Source organism: Bacteroides bouchesdurhonensis (genome assembly GCF_900155865.1).
Taxonomy (GTDB): domain Bacteria; phylum Bacteroidota; class Bacteroidia; order Bacteroidales; family Bacteroidaceae; genus Bacteroides; species Bacteroides bouchesdurhonensis.
Map to the genome: position 1 here is coordinate 410,024 of NZ_LT707006.1, position 21,736 is coordinate 431,759.

Below are 21,736 nucleotides of genomic sequence, written 5' to 3' on the forward strand. Positions count from 1 at the left end.
TCCTCTGCAATGAAATGAGATGTTAGATTACAACGTTTACTATTTTTTTCGGCACGACAATCACTTTTTTAGGAGTTTTGCCTTCGGTCCATTTCTGCGAACGCTCATCGGCTAGAACAGCAGCTTGGATAGCGTCTGAAGTAGCATCAGCGGCAAATTCCATATTGAAGCGAGCTTTTCCATTGAAAGAGATGGTGTAGTTGATCGTATCTTCTTTCAAGTATTCTTCGTTATAGGCAGGCCATTGGGCGTCGCATACGGAAGTGGTATGTCCCAACGTAGCCCACAGCTCTTCGCAAACGTGTGGAGCGAAAGGTGCAAGAACGATAATCAATTGTTCCAATATCTCTTTTTTGCTGCATTTCAGATTAAATAATTCGTTTACACAGATCATGAATGCGCTGACAGAAGTATTATAAGAGAACTGTTCAATGTCTCCGGTTACTTTCTTAATCAGTTTGTGGAGGCTTTTCAGTTCCTCCTTGTTAGCTGGTTCGTCTTTTATCAGATATTCGTCTGTACGGCTATAGAATAATGACCAGAATTTACGGATAAAGCGGTGTACGCCGTCAATACCGTTTGTATCCCAAGGTTTGGATTGTTCAACCGGACCGAGGAACATTTCGTACATACGAAGTGTGTCTGCACCGTATTTCTCAACGATCATGTCTGGATTGACAACGTTGAACATAGACTTGCTCATCTTTTCAACTGCCCAACCACAAATATATTTTCCATCTTCCAGGATAAACTCTGCTGTTTCGTATTCAGGACGCCATGCTTTGAAAGCTTCCTGATCAAGGATATCATTAGATACGATATTTACATCTACGTGAATCGGAGTAACTTCATACTGATCTTTCAGGTTCAGGGAAACGAATGTATTGGTATCTTTGATACGGTATACGAAGTTACTGCGGCCTTGAATCATACCTTGATTTACCAACTTCTGGAATGGTTCTTCCATTACCGATATACCTAGATCATACAAGAACTTGTTCCAGAAACGAGAATAAATCAAGTGGCCGGTAGCATGTTCCGTACCACCTACATAAAGGTCTACATTTCTCCAGTATTGGTCTATCTTCGGATCAACCAACGCTTTGTTATTGCGTGGATCCATATAGCGCAGATAATATGCGGAAGAACCGGCGAATCCCGGCATTGTGTTTAGTTCCAGCGGGAAGACGGTCATGTTGTCGATTTTTTCATTGTCTACAACACACTTGTTTACAGTGTCCCAAGCCCATTTAGTAGCATGTCCCAATGGAGGTTCACCTGTTTCGGTAGGCAGGAATTTAGCTACTTCCGGAAGTTCTAGAGGCAGGCTGTTTTCGTCAATCATATAGGGCATTCCATCCTTGTAGTAAACAGGAAATGGTTCACCCCAATAACGTTGGCGGGAGAAGATGGCATCACGCAAGCGGAAGTTCACCTTCACACGGCCCAGGTTATGTTCTTTTACATATTTTTTTGTGGCGGCAATGGCTTCTTTGATAGTCAATCCATTCAGTGAGAGGTCACAATATGCAGTAACATCCGGACGAGGTGAGTTACAAACGATACCTTCCTTCGCATCGAAGCTTTCTTCGCTCACATCGCAGCCTTCTACCAATGGACGGATTTCCAAACCGAAATGTTTGGCGAAAGCATAGTCACGACTGTCATGAGCCGGTACAGCCATGATAGCTCCTGTTCCGTATCCGGCTAATACATAATCGCTGATCCAGATGGGCACCGCTTCACCTGTAAACGGATTGATGGCATAAGAACCACTGAATACACCGCTGACACTTCGGTCGGCAATGCGTTCACGTTCCGTACGTTTCTTGGTACGGTCGAGGTAAGCATCTACTTCCGCTTGTTGGCTGGGTGTGGTTACTTGAGCTACCAATTCACTTTCAGGAGCTAATACCATGAAAGTAACTCCGAACATGGTATCAGCACGTGTAGTAAAGATGGTGAATTCGAGATCGCTGTCTTTTACTTTGAACTGGATTTCAGCACCTTCCGAACGACCGATCCAGTTTTTTTGAGTTTCTTTCAAAGATTCGGTCCAGTCGATTTTATCCAGTCCGTCGAGCAAACGTTGTGCATAGGCAGACACACGCAAACACCACTGACGCATTTTTTTCTGGACAACCGGGTAACCGCCACGTTCGCTGACTCCGTCTACCACTTCGTCATTAGCCAATACAGTTCCCAGTGCAGGACACCAGTTTACCATCGTTTCGCCCAGATAAGCAATACGGTAGTTCATCAGGATTTCCTGCTGTTCTTTTTCACCTTTTGCTTTCCATTCGTTAGCTGTGAAATTCAATTCTTCGCTGCAAGCAACATTCATGCCTTCGGTTCCGGTAGTTTCGAATGCACTGATCAGTTCTCCAATAGGGCGGGCTTGTTGTTCATCGTTGCAGTAGTAACTGTTAAACATCTTCTGGAAAGCCCATTGTGTCCAATGGTAATATTCGGGATCACAAGTGCGGATTTCACGATTCCAATCGAAGGAGAAACCTATTTTATCCAACTGTTCGCGATAGCGGTTGATATTATTGACTGTAGTAATTGCAGGGTGTTGTCCGGTCTGGATGGCATATTGTTCGGCCGGCAGACCATAGGCGTCATATCCCATCGGATTGAGTACATTAAAGCCTTGCAGTCGTTTATAACGGGCATAAATATCCGAAGCGATGTATCCTAGCGGATGACCTACGTGCAATCCGGCTCCTGATGGATAAGGAAACATATTCAATACATAAAATTTCTGCTTCGATTCGTCTTCCGTAACTTGGTAAGTTTTATTCTCTACCCACTGTTTCTGCCACTTCTTTTCAATCTCCCTGAAATTATACTCCATAGCGATAAACTTTTTATTTATAGTGATTTATATTGTTGTTTCAAATTTAGGGGGCAAATTTACACGTTTATTTTCAGATAACCACGTGAAGAGGGCAAAAACCTTTATATAATAAGGTGAGCGGGAAATTTATCGGGAATTACTGTACTAAATGAACTTTTAGTTTGGTTATTTCATATTTATTTGTATATTTGGACAAATTAAAGTGAAAGTACAACACATGAAAGTTAGAATATAAAATTTCAATAGGTGATCTGTAATTGCATTACTAGGATAACTAATGGGAGAGAAACTGTGAAGGTTTTCTCCCATTGCCATTTTTACTCCTGACATCAGGATATGGAAAGGTGAGAGAATTACCCAACTTTGTTCGGCCAAATAATATTGCCTACGCAATTGAAAAATTTATCGTTAAATACTTGCAGATATTTCGAAGTTTTACGAATATTGTACATTAATCGTGTATACAATGATTGATTATTAGGAGATTGACTGTTTTTTTGAATAATTTTATACCTATGAAAACGCATTGCTATTTCTCTATTTTATTCCTTATATTAGCATTTACTGTAAGTGCGAATAACAATAAGAGTATTCAGGAATTTGGAGTGTTACCGGGAAATACTCCGGAAATGAACCGGGATAATCTACAAAAAGCGATTGACTGGGCTACGTCTACAGGAGCTGCTTTGTGGGTAGAACCTGTTGCAAATGGTTACCCTGTAGCAGGGGGAATCCGGTTAAAGAAGAATGTCTCTTTGATTGGTGTACACGGACCTACCGGAAGAGGAACTCGAAATCCGGAAAAGGCTGAACCTGTCGGTTCATTGTTTAAAATTACAGATAAATCCCAACCGTTCATTACAGTAGAATCAGCTACTCAAATCCGTGGAATCCAATTCTGGTATCCGGAGCAGTCTCATACTGATTCTTCTAAGATTATCGCTTATCCGGCTACCATACAGGTGGATGTAAACCAGAATGTGCAAGGAGTTACGCTTTCTTGTCTTACCTTTTATGGCGAATACGTAGCGATGGACTTTTGTTCTACCGGAAAGAAAATTAATGAGCAAATTTTGTTCGAACATTGTTACGGTTATCCTTTGAGCGGAGAATTTATCAAGATTGATTATTGCTATGATATTCCCCGTATTCTGCATTGCCATATTAATCCGGCTAATATGCGTGAATTCGGGCGTTCGTTTAGTCGTGATGTGATAGATGCTGTAATTGCCCGTAAAAGCTTCGCCTATGCGATTAATCATACGGATAATGCCCAGATGATTGATGTGTTTACTTTTGGAACATATGGTGGAGCCTGGCTGGGACCGGAAACGTATGGGCAACTGACTAATTTTAATTTTGACTGTGTGACAATTGGTATTCATAAAATGGGTACACAAAACAAAAACAGGAATTGGCAGATTGCTCAAGGATCTATCATTGCTAATGCCGGTGCTACTGTGGAAGAGATTCATCCATTTGTAATTGAGGGCGAAGGACATACGGCTATTGTGAATGTAGAGGCTTTTTCCGGAATGAATGGTGCTCTTACGGCTATCGGTGAGTCTTATGATTATATGTTGGTGAAAGGAGATAAGAAGCTGACTGTTTCCTTGGTAGGTTGTCGCATGAGAAATTATGTTTCGGACCAACCTTTTACAGTTCAGAATCCCCAAGCACGTATACAGGCTGTTGCTTGTGTTGATAAAGAAGAGGAGTTTTATAATTATCCATGAAATGATAGTGGATAGTATTAATATTAATAAACGCCTAACTTATTATGATGAGTATTTGAACTAAATTAGTTTATGTTAATCTATTGACAAAAAAGGTTTGTAAGCAAATTAAGTTTTTGTCAATATATTTTATATAAAATAAGCAACAGGGCTATTGATTATCAGTACCATAATGCTTTAATCGATATAAACTCAAATGATTAGTTAGGTAATATAAAATCATTTCGTCTTAAATTTATCTCGTACAAATATATCTTGATGGATGATTTAACTTCCTCTCGGTAAAGTGCATGTATATTTTGCTAATGAAAATAACTTTACTCAATCGAACGAACAAGAGGTTTCTGTTATAAGTTCTATAGATAATGGTGATACGTGGGGATAATCATATAGAGCAAATTGCTGGAATGAAATGCCTCTTGGCAGAGTGATTAAGGATGAGATTGTTGTTATTGAAGATAATAACATAGGTAATTTCAGACCTTATACTGTCAGGGTAACTGGTTGTTACCAGTGTTGGCCAATGATATGAACAGTGATTATTGTTTGGCAGTACATAAAGGAAATCGGAATATGCCGGATTGGAAAGATAGGTTTACTGCTTTTACTGCTATAAATGTAGTATCGGATAATATTTTAAAATTTTAATTGACAGAATAGACGGAAGTTACAATTTTTTATATAATTTCCCGATTTTGTGTGAAAGATGTGCTGTTGGTTTTGATATAAATATGATGATTAATATTGTTGGTATGTATATAATTTTCACTTTTACCTTTGTGTTTGACTTTTTATTTAAATATAAATTGTTTCTTGTCAGATAGTTTCTTACTTTTGTATAAAGTATAACTTAAAATCTAATATATTATGAATTGGAAAACAATAAGCATATTCATTAGCAGTACTTTTAATGATATGCAATCGGAAAGAGACTATATCAGAAAATTTGTGATTCCTCGTTTAAGTGAAGAATTATCTTCCTATAAGATATACTTACAGGTTACAGATTTAAGATGGGGAATTGATACGCATGAAACAGATGAAAATGAACGCGAGGCAAAGGTACTTCATGTATGTATGAATGCGATCCGAAACAATAGACCTTATTTTATAGCATTGTTAGGTGAACGGTATGGTTGGGTACCGCCCTTAAATCGTGTTAGATCGGTGGTAAACTCTTTGGCTCCCGAAGAGCAGATATTGTTGGGAAAGATAGATGAAGCAAAAAGTGTGACTGAGATGGAAATACTTTTAGGGGCTATTGGAAGCAGTGAATTATTACCCCATAGTTTTTTTTGTTTTAGAGGAAAGAAATCGTATGATAATATGGAAATGGAAGAGAGGAAATTATATATTGATGCTTTTTCTGATAACGATGAAATACAACGACATGCGCAGAAGTTAGAATCATTGAAAAATAAAATAAAAGATCAGTGTCGGGATGTAGAAAAAAAAGATAATCTTTTATATTATGATGTTGAATGGGATGGTAAAGAACATAAATTTACTGGCTTCGATCAATTTGGTGAAGAGCTGTATCAACTCTTGCTGAAAGATATATTATTTGATATAGAGGCAGAAAAAGAAGAAAAGTCCTCTTTAGAAATGGAGAAATTTTATTTTGATTCATTTGTGACTTCTCATTTAGAAGATTTTAAGGGAAGAAAAGCATTGATAGATAAATTAATAAATTTCTTATTGGATAGTCGTTCGGTATCTACTATTTTGGATGGGTTGAACGGAATTTTTCTATCGGGCTTTTCAGGCTGTGGCAAGAGTTCTGTTTTCAGTATCCTCTATGATCAATTAACTCGGATTGCAAAGGAGAAGTCTTTATTTGTATTAGGACATGCGGCTGGTATTTCACCAAAATCAATATTACCTCAGCAAATGATTGATTTATGGAGTTGGGAAATGACTATGTATTTGGGAGATTCATATCAGGATGAGAAACATATTAGTGTTCAGAATTTCCAGAATTTGTTGATGCGTATTCAAGCTAAAGGTCTTTTTCCAATTATACTTATTGATTCATTAGATAGTTTTGTTAAAGATTCACTCATAACTAACTTTAATTTTATTCCTTATAATGTTCCTTTTATTTGTACTAGTTTGCCGGGGTGTGCAGGAGATATTATAGCAAAACATTCTAACTATTTTAATTTTGATATAGATGTTTTCACGTATGAAGATGCTCAACTAGTTATCGAGGATATTTTAAGAAAGAACTCTAAAGAGTTATCTTGTGAACTAAGGAATAAACTACTTTCGATTACAGATTCAAAAGGTTGTCCGGCGTACTATTCTCCATTATGGGTTAGAATGGCTATGTCTATCTTGATGGAACTTGGTACCGAAGATTTTAATGAGATACATCGAGAAAATTGTGAAAAAGAAGATCAAAAGATAGAAGTATATCTGAATAAGATAATAGAAAAGTTTCCTGGTGATGCAGAAAGTCTTTTTGAATATTTGTTGAATTTAACTTGTCGGTATTTTAATGAAGACATAACAAGAAAATCTCTGACTTATATTGCTATTTCACAATATGGTATTAGGGAAAATGATCTCAGTGAACTTATAGGAGAAACATGGAGTCAGTTGGAGTTTAATAGTTTGCGATATTGGTTGAGAGATTTTATCCAATGTAATAATAAAGATAGAAAATGGTTCTTTACACATTCTATTTTAAAAAAGATTTTGTTGCACCAAGATGAAGGATTTGTTATAGAATGTAAGAAACTATTGTTCGGGTTGCTGAGTGAAAGGGCTTTAGAAAGTATAGAGGAAAAAAAAGAGTTTATCTATCAGATTGTAATTTCTTTAGAATATGATGTGCTGGATAATTATATTGAAGAATTTGATACTTATGACCTTGATGATATATTTTATGATTTTCTTTTCGAAATAGAAGAGCAGACATTGAGTTTTTTAGATTGTTACTTGGCAAAGTACTATAAAAAGAATAATGCTTGGATAGACTCATTGGCTGGGAAACTTATGAATGAGACGGAAGCTTCTCCTTCTGAACGGAAGACTCAATTAGCATTGTCTATTTACGATATGCTGATAGAGAAATTTAAAGAAACGGATTATTTGAGTGGTGATAAATATCTGATAAGTGATTTCTTTAGAGCTCACGAAGGTCGATTCGATTATTTCTATCAGAATGAAATGTATGAAGAGTATGGAAAACTATTTCTGAGTTTGAAACAAATATATTTGAAAAATAAGGAGTTACATAGTGATCATTTCGTTTCTACTTCGACAAAGTATGATTTCTATTGTATTTGGAAACGTTATCTTTTCCGATTGAGTATGCAGTGCAAATACGAAGATAGACATGCAGAATATAAAAGAAACTTTGATGAGCTTTTAGCAGAAATTGAATGGTATATGCGATGTATGGGTAATTCTTATTCTACACTAGATACTTATGTTGTGATTTTTAATGGAGAATTGAGTAGCAGAAATCGTGCATTATCTAAGGATGAATTAATTGCATATGCACAAAGAATACAAGACGATTTTTTAAAATTATGTCCATCAGAAAAAGATGATGATTTTGTATGGGATACATTTTATGAAAGTGGCGATAAACTTGTTTTGTTGTATGAGAAACTATTTGATAATAAGGCAGATATAATAGAAACACCTTTATTGCAGATGTTAAAAAAAGAATTGGTTACTGAACCATTGGAGGATGAATGGGATGATGGAGGTCTGTTACAAAGTGTCCGAGAGGAAGAAGAGAATGTGAAGTGTGCTGAAATATTATTTATGAGTGAAGATGAAATGGCAGATATGGACTCAGATGAGTGGCAGATATTAACTGAAGAGGATTTTGATAGAGAAGAAGGTAGTGAGGAAGAAGAAACAGGAATTCCTTCTGAAGAAGAAATACGGAGTGCAGAAACTGCCTTAGATAATTACATTCGAAATAATCCATTAAATAGAATTGAAGGAGAAAAAGAATATTCCATTTTGGATAATTATTATAATTTGTTTAAATCCTTAGCAAACTTGCATCTAAGAGCGGGTAATGATGAGAAGGCGATAAAACTGATGCAAGCCGTTGGAACCTTATTGATTAAGGTTGTTTTCGATATGGGTGATAACTATGCAATGGGAGAAGATGAAACCAAAAATATAGTGAATTTGAGCAAGTGGTTTTCTAAAAGAGAATTATACAATGAACAGATGGCTTTATTGGAATCGGTAAGTGAAGCTATTGTGCAGAGTTATTATCATCATATAGACGGAGATGCGCAGAATTACTTGTTACGGGAATTGTTAGAGTTGTATGGTGAGCAAAATTTGACGGATAAGCAAATAGCAATTCTTGAAAAAAGGTTCGAGATATGTTATAGATACCAGATAGAACGTATCTTTAGTCCGTATGATTATTGTTATAGAGATTTAAGCTATGTTCGTCCTGTCTATAATCTATTATATGACACATTGAAAAAGGCTAAAGATATAAAGAAGGGCGTTATTGCTATTGAAATGTGGTTAGATCTCTGTGAGAAGGTTTATGTAGACGAAAAAGATACGGGATATGGATATGATGATATTGATGAAGCTTATGATCAGTTAGCCTGTCTTTATGATGGGACCCCTACTTTAGTGGAAGGAATGAAAGAACGTAATTCTATATTTTTAAAAGATAAGTGTATATTAGTGTGTTTTGAGGGAAAATGGGGATATATTTCTCATGATGGTAAAGTATTAATTCCATGCGTTTATGATAGGGGATGGAAGGCGGAAAGTGATATTTTGTCAGTGTGTAAAAATGGTAAATGGGGATATATTTCTATGGATGGTCATGTAGTTATTGACTTCAAATTAGATACGGCAATACCTATTCGTGAGGAATATGCACGAATTCGGGTCGGAGATAATTGGGCTGTTATAAAGTCTGATGGAACTTTCATTCCACTAGAGACTAATTGTGAACAATATCATGATATAAAGGAGGGAATTATGAAGGTTTCTCTGAAAAAAGATCATGATTATAGGCAAGATTTCTTAAAATTAGATGGGCAGACTTTACTTTTCAATGGTAAAATGCAAAATGTAAAATCTATTAATCAAGGGGTTATCGTTGCAAGTTATTATGATGAGTGTTCGAAAAAGCATACAGGGTTGTTTGATATGAATGGAAATATTATAGTGTCTCCAATGAGATATGAATATATTGTTCCTTTTGGAGATCAAACTTTAACGCCTGCAGGGAGTGATGATAAATTGGGATTTATAAATCGGCAAGGTGAAGAAATCATTCCAATGAAATATTCGCAAGTGAGACCTTTTTCTAATGGGGTGGCTCCTGTTGCTAAAAGTGGGCGGACTGCATTTAATAACTATTGGGGATTTATCAATGAGACTGGTGAAGAGATTCTTCCAATCAAATATAATGATGTTGGTGATTTTCATGAAGGGTTAGCTTGGGTTTGTTTCGGAGAATCTAGAAAAGGGTTTGGTTTTCGGGGAGTTAAGTTTGGATTTATTAATACTCTTGGAGAATTTGTAATACCTATGATTTATGATGATGTTTCTTCTTTTTATAACAGTCGGGCTTTGGTATTTGTTGATGGTGAGTCTTTTTATATTGATAGAAATGGAGAAAAGATTAAATAAAACTTTTTTGTTATTCTAATATGGTAAAATATACTTAATAATAAACTGATAAGAGACTTTAAATATTTTGTTATAAAACAATGAAAGGGTTATTTCAATATTTGGGAATAACCCTTTCTTTTGGGAGATGTCTGATTCTACTCTGTCCATACCGCAACTCCCGCAGGCTCCAGACAGGCACTTCCTATCATTATTTTTGCAGATGCCGGAATGTTTATAGTCTGAGTATCGGAAGTATAATTCAAAGCGATATGGAAACCGTCTCTCCATTCTAATAAAACACCTGCCGGCAAGTCTTCTATACCTACATTTGCTTCCCGGTAGATACGCTGCATGACTGCTTTTTCCAATTTTCCATCATCCGTATCTACACCAATGTAAGTAACACTTCCTTTACCTAACTTGCGATGAGTGACCGCAGTAGAATTTTTATAGAATTGGTCGGCATAACTTCCCCAAATCTCAGTACCTTCATTGGCTGTCATGACATCTCCCCAGTTGTTCCAGCCGTAAGACTCACCGTTAAAGTTGATATGCCCCCAATAGTCTGAAGGTAAATGATCAAAAAACAGGTTATTTATTCCAACCAGTTCATGGATAGGAGCGGCAAAAGAATCTTCCCACAGTTGTGCTTCCCGGTTTTTCTGTCCGGTACGGCAAGTCAGAATCAAATGTCCGCCTTGCTTTATGTATTCTTTCCAACGTTCAACTAACTTATTGTCGAGCAACTGGTAAGCAGGAGCCAGTAAAAATGGATAACGGGTAAAGTCCTCCTCTTCGGAAATCACGTCTACAGGAGCAGCAAATGATTTCAGCAATTTATAATATTTATGTACGTGCCCCATTGTATTCCATTGATTAGTCTGTGGCTGAAAATTCATTTCGATATTATTATCCATCGTAAACATCATACCGATACGGCGGGAAGCAATGGATGCAGGAATCTGATTATCTTTATTGTAGGCAGCACGTAACTTCTGCATTTCATTGATGGTTTGCTTATATTCCAATCCACCGGGTGATAGACTTACTCCGTCTGTTTGCATCAATCCGTAATGATATTGTTCGCTCCCTTTTAGAGGTTGGCGGAAACGGTAGTTACATACAAATTTACCGCCACCGGCAAATACATGATACATCCACAGCCGGATGGCTCCAGGCAGAGGTTGAGGGTTATAAATTCCCCAATTCACCTGACCCGGTTGTAACTCCATTACACCAAATTGTTTTCCCGGATAATTGCGGAATAAGTCATTCGGAAATCCAAGGCTTTCAATGTTACTGATACGGAACCCTTGCTCTCCGTAGCCTCTTTCATGCCCAGTCACCGGGTAACGTGTGTAAGTGGTGAAATCCAGGTGATCCATACGTGCCGGGTCCACTGGATAGAATACAGGTATAATATTAGAGGTCACCCATTGTTTTTTTCCAACGTATTTATGTAAAATATCAGCTTGCATATTTACGAATCTTGCAACTTCGTTTGCCATGAAACGGTTGTAGTCGAGTATAGCGTGAGGATTGGCTTTTTCAATCAGTTCACCGCTGTTGGGAATGCGTATCTGGTCAAAGTTCTGGTATTTTTCACTCCAGAATGCAGTTCCCCACGTATTATTCAGTTGGTCAATAGTCGAATATTTGTTTTTCAGCCAGATACGGAATTGTTTCTGTGCATTATCGCTATAATCCATTTTCCCGTAATGTCCAGGTTCATTGTCTATTTGCCAGCCAATTACTGCAGGATGGTTTCCGTAACGTTTTGCCAATCTGGTGACAATGTTACTAACATAATCTCTGTAGACAGCACTGCTCCACGAAGCGTGTTGCCGGCGTCCGTGCTGGATGGAGACTCCCATCTCATTGGCAATTAATACGTCCGGATGTTTTTCGGTAAGCCATACGGGTGGAGTGGGGCTAGGAGTACATAAGACCACTTTTAATCCATACTTTTCTGCCAAAGCTATAGATTTGTCCAGCCATTCGAAATTATATTTTCCTTCTTCCGGTTCCAGTTCAGCCCAGGCAAATTCTGCAAAGTGAGTAAAATTGATACCTATTTCTGACATATTCTTCAGGTCGCGTTCCCATTGTGAAGGATTCCATTGTTCGGGATAATAATAGGAGCCAAATATCATTAGATCTTTATCAGGAAAAAAGTTTGCCGCTGATTGACACCAGAGAGTTCCGGTAATGATTGATAAACTTAGGGTACTAATCCATCTTTTAATTTTATGAATGCACATTTCTAATTAGATTTAGTTATAAAGAATGTTTTTTATGTTGCAAATATACGAAGGAGTAGTCTTTTATAATATCAGAATAATCCCAAATAATGTAATTATCGTTTCAATATTCTTTTATAACGTATCATATATTCGCGATTCCCTCTTATCTTTGCATCATCTTTAAAACCACAGGTATGAAATTGAAGTATGGATACTATCACTTGGTTGCAATATTGACAGTCTCTATTTGGGGATTGACTTTTATATCCACCAAAATATTGATTCAACATGGATTGACTCCGCAGGAAATCTTTTTCTATCGTTTTCTTATTGCTTATATAGGTATTTGGTTCATTTCTCCCCGTCGGCTTTTTACCCATAGATGGAAAGATGAATTTTGGTTGATGGCAGGTGGTATCTTCGGTGGTTCTCTCTACTTTTTTACAGAGAACACAGCTTTAGAAATTACACAGGCTTCGAATGTGTCTTTTATTATTTGTACGGCTCCTTTGCTCACTACTATTCTTTCCTTGTTGTTTTATAAAAATGAGAAAGCGACTAAAGGTTTAATCGGTGGTTCATTATTGGCATTGGTTGGGGTGGGACTTGTTGTTTTCAATGGGAGTGTAGTGCTCAAGATATCTCCTGTTGGAGATCTGCTGACTTTACTTGCTGCTTTGTCATGGGCATTTTATAGTCTGATTATTAAAAAGATGGCAGGGCGTTATCCTACTGTATTTATTACCCGTAAGATATTTTTTTATGGTGTGCTGACCATTCTTCCTGCTTTTTGTGTCCATCCGTTGCGATCTGATTTCAGTATGCTTTTGCAATCGACTGTTCTGTTGAATTTGTTGTTTCTGGCAATATTGGCTTCATTGGTTTGTTTTGTTCTCTGGAATGTGGTACTGAAACAATTGGGGACAGTGAGAGCTTCTAATTATATATATTTGAATCCATTGGTGACAATGGTTGCTTCAGCATTGATATTGCAGGAACATATTACTCTGATAGCTTTGGCTGGTGCTGCTTGTATCTTGTTAGGAGTTTACTTGGCGGAAAAGAAGTAGGAAAATCGTAAAATAAAACTTCTGAAATAGAGCTTTTATTAATTCTCAATATAACGAACTATGGAAACAACAAAAAGATGCTTATTAACTTTCATCTGTTTAATTCTGTCCGTATTGATTACTTATGGAAACCCGGATGGTTCTAGAGATAAATCAGGACCTTTGTATCAACCTAAAAAGGGTAATCCGATAGATGGAGTTCGTATCGGGTGGGATTATAGTACTCTTCAACAATTGTCGGCAAAAGGGGGATATCCTCGTTCCATTCGTTTACAAGATTATTCGGTGGTGGCAGTGTACGAAGATTATAAAACAGGCTATGCAATGCGGCGTAGTACTGACGAAGGCGTAACGTGGAGTGACCCTGTTACATTGTTCCATTCGCATGAATTTACGAATGAAAAAGGAAGTACATGGATACATATCGCTAATTCAGAGATTTTTCAATTGGCTAATGGTGATTTGTTGGCTGCGTGTAATTACCGTCCTAAAACAGCTGGAATCGCTCCTTTTGCAATTGCAATACGTCGTAGCACAGATAATGGAGTAACGTGGAGCGATCCGCAAGTAGTCTATGAAGCACAGCCACGTTTTACAGATGGCTGTTGGGAACCTTCATTTCTCCAGTTGCCCAATGGAGACGTACAAGTTTACTTTGCCAATGAAGGTCCTTATATTCACTCCAATGAACAGGAAATTTCAATGCTGACTTCACAGGATAATGGGATGTCGTGGGGAGGTTATAAAACAGTTTGTTTTCGGGCTGGCAGTCGCGACGGGATGCCGGTAAGTAAGATAGTGGGAGATGAGATTGTCTGTGTTATTGAAGATTGCGGTTTTGTGACTTTTAAACCTTATACGGTACGTACCAAAATAACAGATAACTGGTCTTTGCCTGTGTTGGCTGATTCTCCGGATCGTAGCAAAGCTTTGGCAGATACCATCGAAGACTGGGTTTATATGGGTGCTCCTTATTTGGGAGTTCTCCCAACCGGTGAGACTTTGCTTTCCTATCAAGTAGATGATACTCGTCATGCTGACCAGTTTGGAGATAGAGTGCCTTATAGTACTATGGAAGTGGCAATTGGTGATAAAAACGCACGGAACTTCACACGCCGTACTCGTCCATTTCCTGTTGCAAAGGGGAAACATGCTATATGGCCATCAGTGGCGGTTTGGGATGCAAATACTGTAGTTGCCCTTGCTTCCAGTAATTATGGAGGAGGGGAAGCTCCTTGCTTCATCAAAGGTCATGTAATGAGAGATTTGGAAATAAAGAACACTACAATTTCTGAATATCCCATATTCATTGGGCATTATGGAAAATCCAACTTGCGTGCCGGTGTGGGGAAAGATAAAAAACATCTTTATGTTACCTGTAAAGTGAAAGACTCTGAACTCTTTTCAGGTGAAAAAGGCACGCAAACAGGAAGTGGAGTTTATCTTTATCTGGATACAACTAATAGTTGCCTGGAAGAGCCTGCAGAAGGAGTATATAAGATCTGGTGTTCATATAATGGAGATATAATTGTATGGAAAGGAAATTGCGGTAAATGGGACATTGGAAAAAAGGCTGGGATAAGAGTGACTTCGGATATAGTACAAGGTGGGTATGTGTTAAACTTTTCTATTCCTCTGAAAAACTCTTTTAGCAAAGAGAATATGCGAATCAGTGCTTCTTTGTCTACAAAGTCTTACATAGAAACATTGGTACATAGCGATGAGAAGAAGTCGTGCACATGGATGAAGATGAACTTATACCCATAAGTTGTAAATGTAGGAAAGATGAAAGATACGGAAAAAAGTAAGGATATTCCATGTACAAACATAGGCATGTTTGGAATATGATGTTCTATGCCCGATACATCTTTTTTAGTTTAGTCACGTTAAAGAAAGAAATTATCCGATTGAAACGGAAACTTCATTAGATAAAAATTTCAGATATTTTTAAATAGATTCTTAGATATGAAATACTTTTTATTTTCCATTGCTATCATTTTTCTTTTTGCTAACTGTAAAAAAGAGAATAAACAAGATCCTCTTCTATCACAAGCTAAATGTGTAGACATTAACAATCCGATTTCTATTTCAATAAATGATCTTGTAACTGATATAGATACCATTGGGTTGGAAGTGACAGACTCTTCTTTGTTGGGTGATATACATATGTTGCGTATCATGAATGATAAATTATATATTTTAGATACGAAAGATGATGCGATTTATATATTTTCCCGTAATGGGGATTTTATCCGTAAAATATATCGTGTGGGACAAGGACCAAAGGAATACATACGAATCAATGGTTTTGAAGTGGATTATCAACGGAACTGTCTCATCCTGACAGACTCTTTTTCAAAAAGGATTTTTATATTCGACGAATATGGAGAATTACTTAAAGTTGTACCTTTAAAGTTTAGTGCATACATACTATTGGCACGCAATGGAGGATTCTTGAATTTCTATTCAGGTCCGAAACAGATGTATGCTTCCAACCAGGATATGGAGAATTATAATATTCATGTGTTGGATAGTTGCGGAAACTTCGTGTCTTCTTTTTTAGAAAATCAAACGCCTCATAGAATCGATCTTGAATCTACAGAACGAATTGATTATCATGCTAATAGTGAAGATGTTCTATTTCATCCTACTTTTGGTAATGTGATATATAGAATTGATAAAAACAATCAAATATCTCCTGAATATGTATTCAGAAATAAATCAAATTATAAACTGCTTACTCCGGAAGAGCGTAGGGATATGACTCATATATTTGGTCAAAAGAATATGATTGAAGAAAAAGAGCGTGAAGGTTATCTGTTATCTTGGGGATGCGTATATGATTTGGATGATTATTGCCTTTTCACTATGACAGGTTGGAATCATCCCAAACATATTTATTACCAAAAATCGACTGGAAAAAGTATAATGATAGATCCTGAAAAGATGAAAGGAGATGCTTCTTTATGTAGGCTGTTTAACACTCCGATATATCAGACAGAGGACAATTATTTTTATAATATTATTCCTTTATATATTGTGGATGAATTGGCTGATAAGCTTCCTGAAGGGAAATTAAAAACATTTTTGCAGAATCATAATACCCCCAACAGTAATCCTTTAATAATTAAATACAAGATAAAGTTTCCGGAATAAATGGATTACCTTAAAATGATGTGTATAAGAGCTTCATCTTTTACATCCGTCTATCGGATGTTATAGGTGAAAAACTCTTTTAGCAAAGAGAATATGCGAATCAGTGCTTCTTTGTCTACAAAGTCTTACATAGAAACATTGGTACATAGCGATGAGAAGAAGTCGTGCACATGGATGAAGATGAACTTACATCCATAAGTTGTAAATGTGGGAAAGATGAAAGATACGGAAAAAAGTGAGATGTTGCTGGGGTCTACAGTAACTGAAATCAGTGATAATAAAAATGCGATTATTGGCTCTAAACCGACGGAACCTATCCATTTCGCTTTCACAAATTAAATAATAAAGTTTGTTTGTCGGCTATCCAGACAAATAATAATGTAAGAAATGATAATGTAGATTGGATTGAAATAATGATAATTAGAGTTGTAAGATAGAGGTAAAGGATGAAATAATGAATAATAGGAAAGTGTATTTGTAATTTCTGTAATTTTAGCTGTATAAAAGGATGCCTTATGAAAACCAATTGATAGTATTAGTGAATTTAGTTTTCAGTCATCGTCATATTTTGACATATCTTTATGATATACAATCAGTTGTATTGCGTCATCTTTTTTTAGTTCTACAACAGAATAGGAACAGTCACGCGAAGACGCTTACAACGGAAAATATAGGATGTGCTTCATCGTCATAAAGATCCTTCATTGTATTTTGTTGATTGATAGCGACGTACTGAAAAACATGACAGAGAAAAAAGTGTTTTCGTTTTTGGTGAATAAGTATTATTTCTCTAAAAAAGATCGAGAAGTTTTTTTTAAACCATTCCAATGTTTTAAAAAAACATCGAAATGTTTGGAAATAAACTTCCCATAGATTGGAAAAGTATATACTTAGGAATTTATAAAAAAGCGATTGTTTTAATCAGATAGAGTAGTCAATTTATATTGCTTATTTTTATGGAAAGTAGCAATCAAGTGAGTAAAAAGGAGTGGTTGTTTTTTCAAGTATATCTTTCCTTCAAATGAAGTACATCTCTTGTTTCCTTGTTGTACAACATTCAGTTGACTCTTATACTTCTTTTAAGCAACTCTAGTACTTCTTTCAACTAACTCTAGTACTTCTTTTACCAAGTTCCTGTACATGCTTTAGGAAGATAATAATAACGGATAGAAAGAATAGAAGGAAACGTATGGACATAAAAAAAGGAGCAACGCCTTGCTCCAACCTTTGTTAACCTTAAATCTAATACTATGAAAAACACATTGCAAAGGTACGGACTTTTATGACATTAGCAAATTATCCAAATAAAAAAGTATGTTTTGTAACACGTTTTAAGATATTTCGCCTACTTATTAAGAAAAAACTCTCTTTTTATTAAAGAATTCAACATAAATTTTGAATATTGAAAAGAAGGATTCCGTTGATTCTCTGCCGGAAAACAATTATCTTTGCTCCGATATCTGAATTATTTACCTTAAAAGAAGAAAAGGAGAGAACCGTGAGCGAAGAAGAAATAGTGCTTACCCCTATGATGAAACAGTTTCTGGATTTGAAGGCTAAACATCCGGATGCAGTGATGCTGTTTCGTTGCGGTGACTTTTATGAAACATATTCAACGGATGCTATTGTGGCAGCCGAGATTCTGGGAATAACACTGACAAAACGTGCTAACGGAAAAGGCAAGACAATTGAAATGGCAGGTTTCCCTCATCATGCGCTCGATACTTATTTGCCGAAATTGATTCGTGCCGGAAAGCGTGTTGCCATTTGTGACCAGTTGGAGGACCCGAAACTGACGAAGAAGTTGGTGAAACGTGGTATTACTGAGTTGGTTACTCCTGGGGTCTCTATCAATGATAATGTACTGAATTATAAAGAAAACAATTTCTTGGCTGCCGTTCATTTTGGAAAGGCTTCCTGTGGAGTGGCTTTCCTTGACATATCTACCGGTGAATTTCTTACGGCTGAGGGGCCTTTTGATTATGTGGATAAACTGCTAAATAACTTCGCTCCCAAAGAGGTGCTTTTCGAACGAGGAAAACGTTTGATGTTTGAAGGTAACTTTGGTAACAAGTTCTTTACCTTTGAACTGGATGACTGGGTATTTACAGAGACCACAGCCCGTGAGAAGTTATTGAAACATTTTGAAACGAAGAATTTGAAAGGATTCGGGGTAGAACATCTGAAGAATGGTATTATTGCTTCAGGAGCTATCTTGCAATACCTGACGATGACACAGCATACTCAAATCGGTCATATCACTGCGCTTTCCCGCATCGAAGAGGATAAATATGTTCGTCTGGATAAGTTTACTGTCCGAAGTCTTGAGTTGATTGGCAGTATGAATGATGGGGGGAGCAGTTTGTTAAATGTGATCGATAAAACTATCAGTCCGATGGGAGCTCGTTTGTTGAAGCGTTGGATGGTATTCCCATTGAAAGATGTAAAGCCGATTAATGACCGCTTGAATGTGGTGGAGTATTTTTTTCGACAGCCTGATTTTAAGGAATTAATAGAGGAACAATTACATTTGATTGGCGATTTGGAACGAATCATTTCGAAAGTTGCTGTAGGACGTGTGTCTCCTCGTGAGGTAGTTCAGTTGAAGGTGGCATTGCAGGCCATCGAGCCTATTAAACAGGCATGTATGGAAGCAGATAATGCAAGTCTGAATAGTATTGGTGAACAGTTGAACCTTTGTATATCTATCCGCGACCGGATTGATAAAGAGATTAAAAACGATCCGCCATTGCTGGTCAATAAAGGTGGTGTGATAAAGGATGGCGTTAATGCAGAGTTGGATGATTTGCGCCGTATTTCGTTTACGGGAAAAGATTATCTGTTGCAGATTCAGCAACGGGAGAGTGAACTGACCGGCATTCCTAGTCTGAAAGTGGCTTATAATAATGTGTTCGGCTACTATATTGAAGTCCGTAATATACATAAAGAGAAAGTACCTCAGGAATGGATTCGTAAACAGACTTTGGTCAATGCGGAACGTTATATTACACAGGAACTGAAAGAATATGAAGAAAAGATACTGGGAGCGGAAGATAAGATTCTAGTTTTGGAAACTCAACTTTATACAGACTTAGTACAGGCATTGACAGAATTTATCCCTCAGATACAAATTAATGCAAATCAGATTGCCCGTTTGGATTGTTTGTTGTCATTTGCCAATGTTGCTCGTGAGAATCGTTACATCCGTCCGGTAATTGAAGATAATGAAGTTCTGGATATCCGCCAAGGACGCCATCCGGTGATTGAAAAACAGCTTCCGATCGGAGAAAAGTATATTGCAAACGATGTGATGTTGGATAATAGTACACAACAGATTATTATTATTACAGGTCCGAACATGGCCGGTAAATCAGCACTCTTGCGACAGACGGCGTTGATTACATTGTTGGCACAAATCGGTTCATTTGTTCCGGCAGAAAGTGCACAGATCGGATTAGTTGACAAGATATTTACCAGAGTAGGAGCCAGTGACAATATTTCAGTGGGTGAGTCTACTTTTATGGTGGAAATGAACGAAGCAGCTGATATATTGAACAATATATCTTCCCGTAGTTTAGTTCTTTTTGATGAGTTAGGTCGTGGTACTTCTACGTATGATGGTATTTCTATCGCTTGGGCGATTGTAGAATATATTCATGAACATCCGAGGGCAAAAGCCCGGACTTTGTTTGCTACGCACTATCATGAATTGAATGAGATGGAGAAATCCTTCAAGCGTATCAAAAATTATAATGTGTCTGTAAAAGAGGTGGATAATAAGGTAATTTTCCTGCGTAAGTTGGAGCGGGGAGGCAGTGAACACTCTTTTGGTATTCATGTAGCAAAAATGGCGGGTATGCCAAAAAGTATTGTGAAGCGGTCGAATGAGATTCTGAAAGAGTTGGAATCAGATAATCGCCAACAAGGAATTGGTGGTAAACCATTGGCTGAAGTTAGTGAAAACCGGGGAGGAATGCAATTGAGCTTTTTCCAATTGGACGATCCGATACTCTGCCAAATTCGTGATGAAATTCTGAATCTGGATGTAAATAATCTAACTCCAATTGAGGCATTGAATAAGCTAAGTGATATTAAGAGGATTGTTAGAGGCAAATAAGGGGTATATCCCTTTCATTGTTTAATTCTCCTCTCTCCTCTTCCGGATTTCTATGTTTATATATGCTTTATCTTTCCGACACTTTTTTGCGGTCGTAAAAGAACATAAAATAGATGCCGACAATAATGAACGGAATGCTTAGCCATTGTCCCATGTTGAACATCATATTGTCTTCAAATGATTCCTGGTTTTCTTTTACGAATTCGATAAAGAAGCGGAACGTGAAGATATAAGCCAGACAAAGTCCGAAGAAGAAGCCTCGGTGTAATTTCCTACTGTATTTTTTATACAAGAAAATCATGATGAAGAATAGAATCAGGTATGCAATAGCCTCATAGAGTTGTCCCGGATGACGGGGAAGCATATCTACTCGTTCAAAAACGAATGCCCAAGGCATATCTGTCGGCTTACCGATAATTTCAGAGTTCATCAGGTTTGCCAGACGAATGCAGCAGGCAGTGAGTGGGGTAGCAACGGCAATCATGTCCACTACTTCCATGTAATGCATCTTCGTTTTACGGCAATATAACCAGAGTGCAATAATCAAACCGAGTGTTCCACCATGACTGGCGAGTCCTTCATAGCCTGTAAATTTCCATCCTCCACCCGGCAAGAACCGGATTGGAATAAACATTTCTATGAATCCTTTTCCACTGGTCAGATAATGGCTTGGATCATAGAACAAACAATGTCCCAGACGGGCACCAATCAGAATACCGAAAAAACAATAGAAGAAGAGAGGATCGAATTTCTTCTCATCTATCTTTTTATCCCGATATTGGTAACGAACAATGAAATAAGCGCAGAAGATTCCTATTGCCCACAAGATTCCATAATAACGGATAGAAATGCCGAACAGGTTGAAAAATTCGGGATTCGGATTCCAATTGATAGATAGTAATAAGGTATTCATTTTGTATATTGGTTTACGG

10 protein-coding genes are annotated in these 21,736 nt (G+C 37.1%); 7 read left to right on the forward strand and 3 right to left on the reverse strand.

The genetic code is table 11. From position 1 onward, the window contains the following. Nucleotides 1–22: 22 nt before the first annotated feature. On the reverse strand, nucleotides 23–2,857 hold the full coding sequence (leuS, locus tag CZ225_RS01570) for a leucine--tRNA ligase (RefSeq protein WP_077152755.1): 2,835 nt from the start codon (nucleotides 2,855–2,857) through the stop codon (nucleotides 23–25). Nucleotides 2,858–3,375: 518 nt separating this feature from the next. Here leuS and CZ225_RS01575 point away from each other — a divergent pair. After that, nucleotides 3,376–4,596: a hypothetical protein gene (locus CZ225_RS01575; protein ID WP_077152756.1), complete on the forward strand. Its 1,221-nt coding sequence runs from the start codon at nucleotides 3,376–3,378 to the stop codon at nucleotides 4,594–4,596. A gap of 867 nt (nucleotides 4,597–5,463) precedes the next feature. Continuing rightward, entirely contained in the window at nucleotides 5,464–10,236 is a 4,773-nt protein-coding gene (locus tag CZ225_RS01580; protein WP_077152757.1) for a WG repeat-containing protein, read from the forward strand. Between the two features lie 137 nt (nucleotides 10,237–10,373). Here CZ225_RS01580 and CZ225_RS01585 read toward each other — a convergent pair whose 3' ends face one another. Next, the gene (locus CZ225_RS01585) at nucleotides 10,374–12,479 is read right to left on the reverse strand and encodes a beta-galactosidase (RefSeq protein ID WP_129585724.1); all 2,106 of its coding nucleotides are present in this window, start codon (nucleotides 12,477–12,479) and stop codon (nucleotides 10,374–10,376) included. 176 nt (nucleotides 12,480–12,655) lie between these two features. Between CZ225_RS01585 and CZ225_RS01590 the strand changes: the two genes are divergently transcribed. The 5 genes from CZ225_RS01590 (at nucleotide 12,656) to mutS (ending at nucleotide 20,804) form a co-directional block, all read left to right on the forward strand. Then, nucleotides 12,656–13,531 (forward strand): DMT family transporter, encoded by an 876-nt coding sequence (locus tag CZ225_RS01590; protein ID WP_077152758.1) that lies wholly within the window; start codon nucleotides 12,656–12,658, stop codon nucleotides 13,529–13,531. Between the two features lie 60 nt (nucleotides 13,532–13,591). Then, nucleotides 13,592–15,298, forward strand: coding sequence for an exo-alpha-sialidase (locus CZ225_RS01595; protein WP_077152759.1), 1,707 nt, complete (start codon nucleotides 13,592–13,594; stop codon nucleotides 15,296–15,298). A 198-nt stretch (nucleotides 15,299–15,496) separates the two neighbouring features. Next, the gene (locus CZ225_RS01600; RefSeq protein ID WP_077152760.1) at nucleotides 15,497–16,687 is read left to right on the forward strand and encodes a 6-bladed beta-propeller; all 1,191 of its coding nucleotides are present in this window, start codon (nucleotides 15,497–15,499) and stop codon (nucleotides 16,685–16,687) included. Nucleotides 16,688–16,903: 216 nt separating this feature from the next. Further along, nucleotides 16,904–17,026: a hypothetical protein gene (locus tag CZ225_RS24555; protein ID WP_262483194.1), complete on the forward strand. Its 123-nt coding sequence runs from the start codon at nucleotides 16,904–16,906 to the stop codon at nucleotides 17,024–17,026. 1,189 nt (nucleotides 17,027–18,215) lie between these two features. Further along, nucleotides 18,216–20,804, forward strand: a complete 2,589-nt coding sequence (mutS, locus tag CZ225_RS01605) for a DNA mismatch repair protein MutS (RefSeq protein WP_077155641.1) — start codon at nucleotides 18,216–18,218, stop codon at nucleotides 20,802–20,804. A gap of 67 nt (nucleotides 20,805–20,871) precedes the next feature. Here the strand turns inward: mutS and lgt are convergent, their stop codons facing one another. After that, nucleotides 20,872–21,717, reverse strand: coding sequence for a prolipoprotein diacylglyceryl transferase (gene lgt, locus CZ225_RS01610; RefSeq protein WP_077152761.1), 846 nt, complete (start codon nucleotides 21,715–21,717; stop codon nucleotides 20,872–20,874). Nucleotides 21,718–21,736 lie beyond the last annotated feature (19 nt).

Excerpts from the sequence above, each read along its gene's own strand:
- leuS (WP_077152755.1), bottom strand. The coding sequence starts at position 2,857 with ATGGAGTATAATTTCAGGGAGATTGAAAAGAAGTGGCAGAAACAGTGG.
- CZ225_RS01575 (WP_077152756.1), top strand. The coding sequence starts at position 3,376 with ATGAAAACGCATTGCTATTTCTCTATTTTATTCCTTATATTAGCATTT.
- CZ225_RS01580 (WP_077152757.1), top strand. The coding sequence starts at position 5,464 with ATGAATTGGAAAACAATAAGCATATTCATTAGCAGTACTTTTAATGAT.
- CZ225_RS01585 (WP_129585724.1), bottom strand. The coding sequence starts at position 12,479 with ATGTGCATTCATAAAATTAAAAGATGGATTAGTACCCTAAGTTTATCA.
- CZ225_RS01590 (WP_077152758.1), top strand. The coding sequence starts at position 12,656 with ATGAAATTGAAGTATGGATACTATCACTTGGTTGCAATATTGACAGTC.
- CZ225_RS01595 (WP_077152759.1), top strand. The coding sequence starts at position 13,592 with ATGGAAACAACAAAAAGATGCTTATTAACTTTCATCTGTTTAATTCTG.
- CZ225_RS01600 (WP_077152760.1), top strand. The coding sequence starts at position 15,497 with ATGAAATACTTTTTATTTTCCATTGCTATCATTTTTCTTTTTGCTAAC.
- CZ225_RS24555 (WP_262483194.1), top strand. The coding sequence starts at position 16,904 with ATGAAAGATACGGAAAAAAGTGAGATGTTGCTGGGGTCTACAGTAACT.
- mutS (WP_077155641.1), top strand. The coding sequence starts at position 18,216 with ATGATGAAACAGTTTCTGGATTTGAAGGCTAAACATCCGGATGCAGTG.
- lgt (WP_077152761.1), bottom strand. The coding sequence starts at position 21,717 with ATGAATACCTTATTACTATCTATCAATTGGAATCCGAATCCCGAATTT.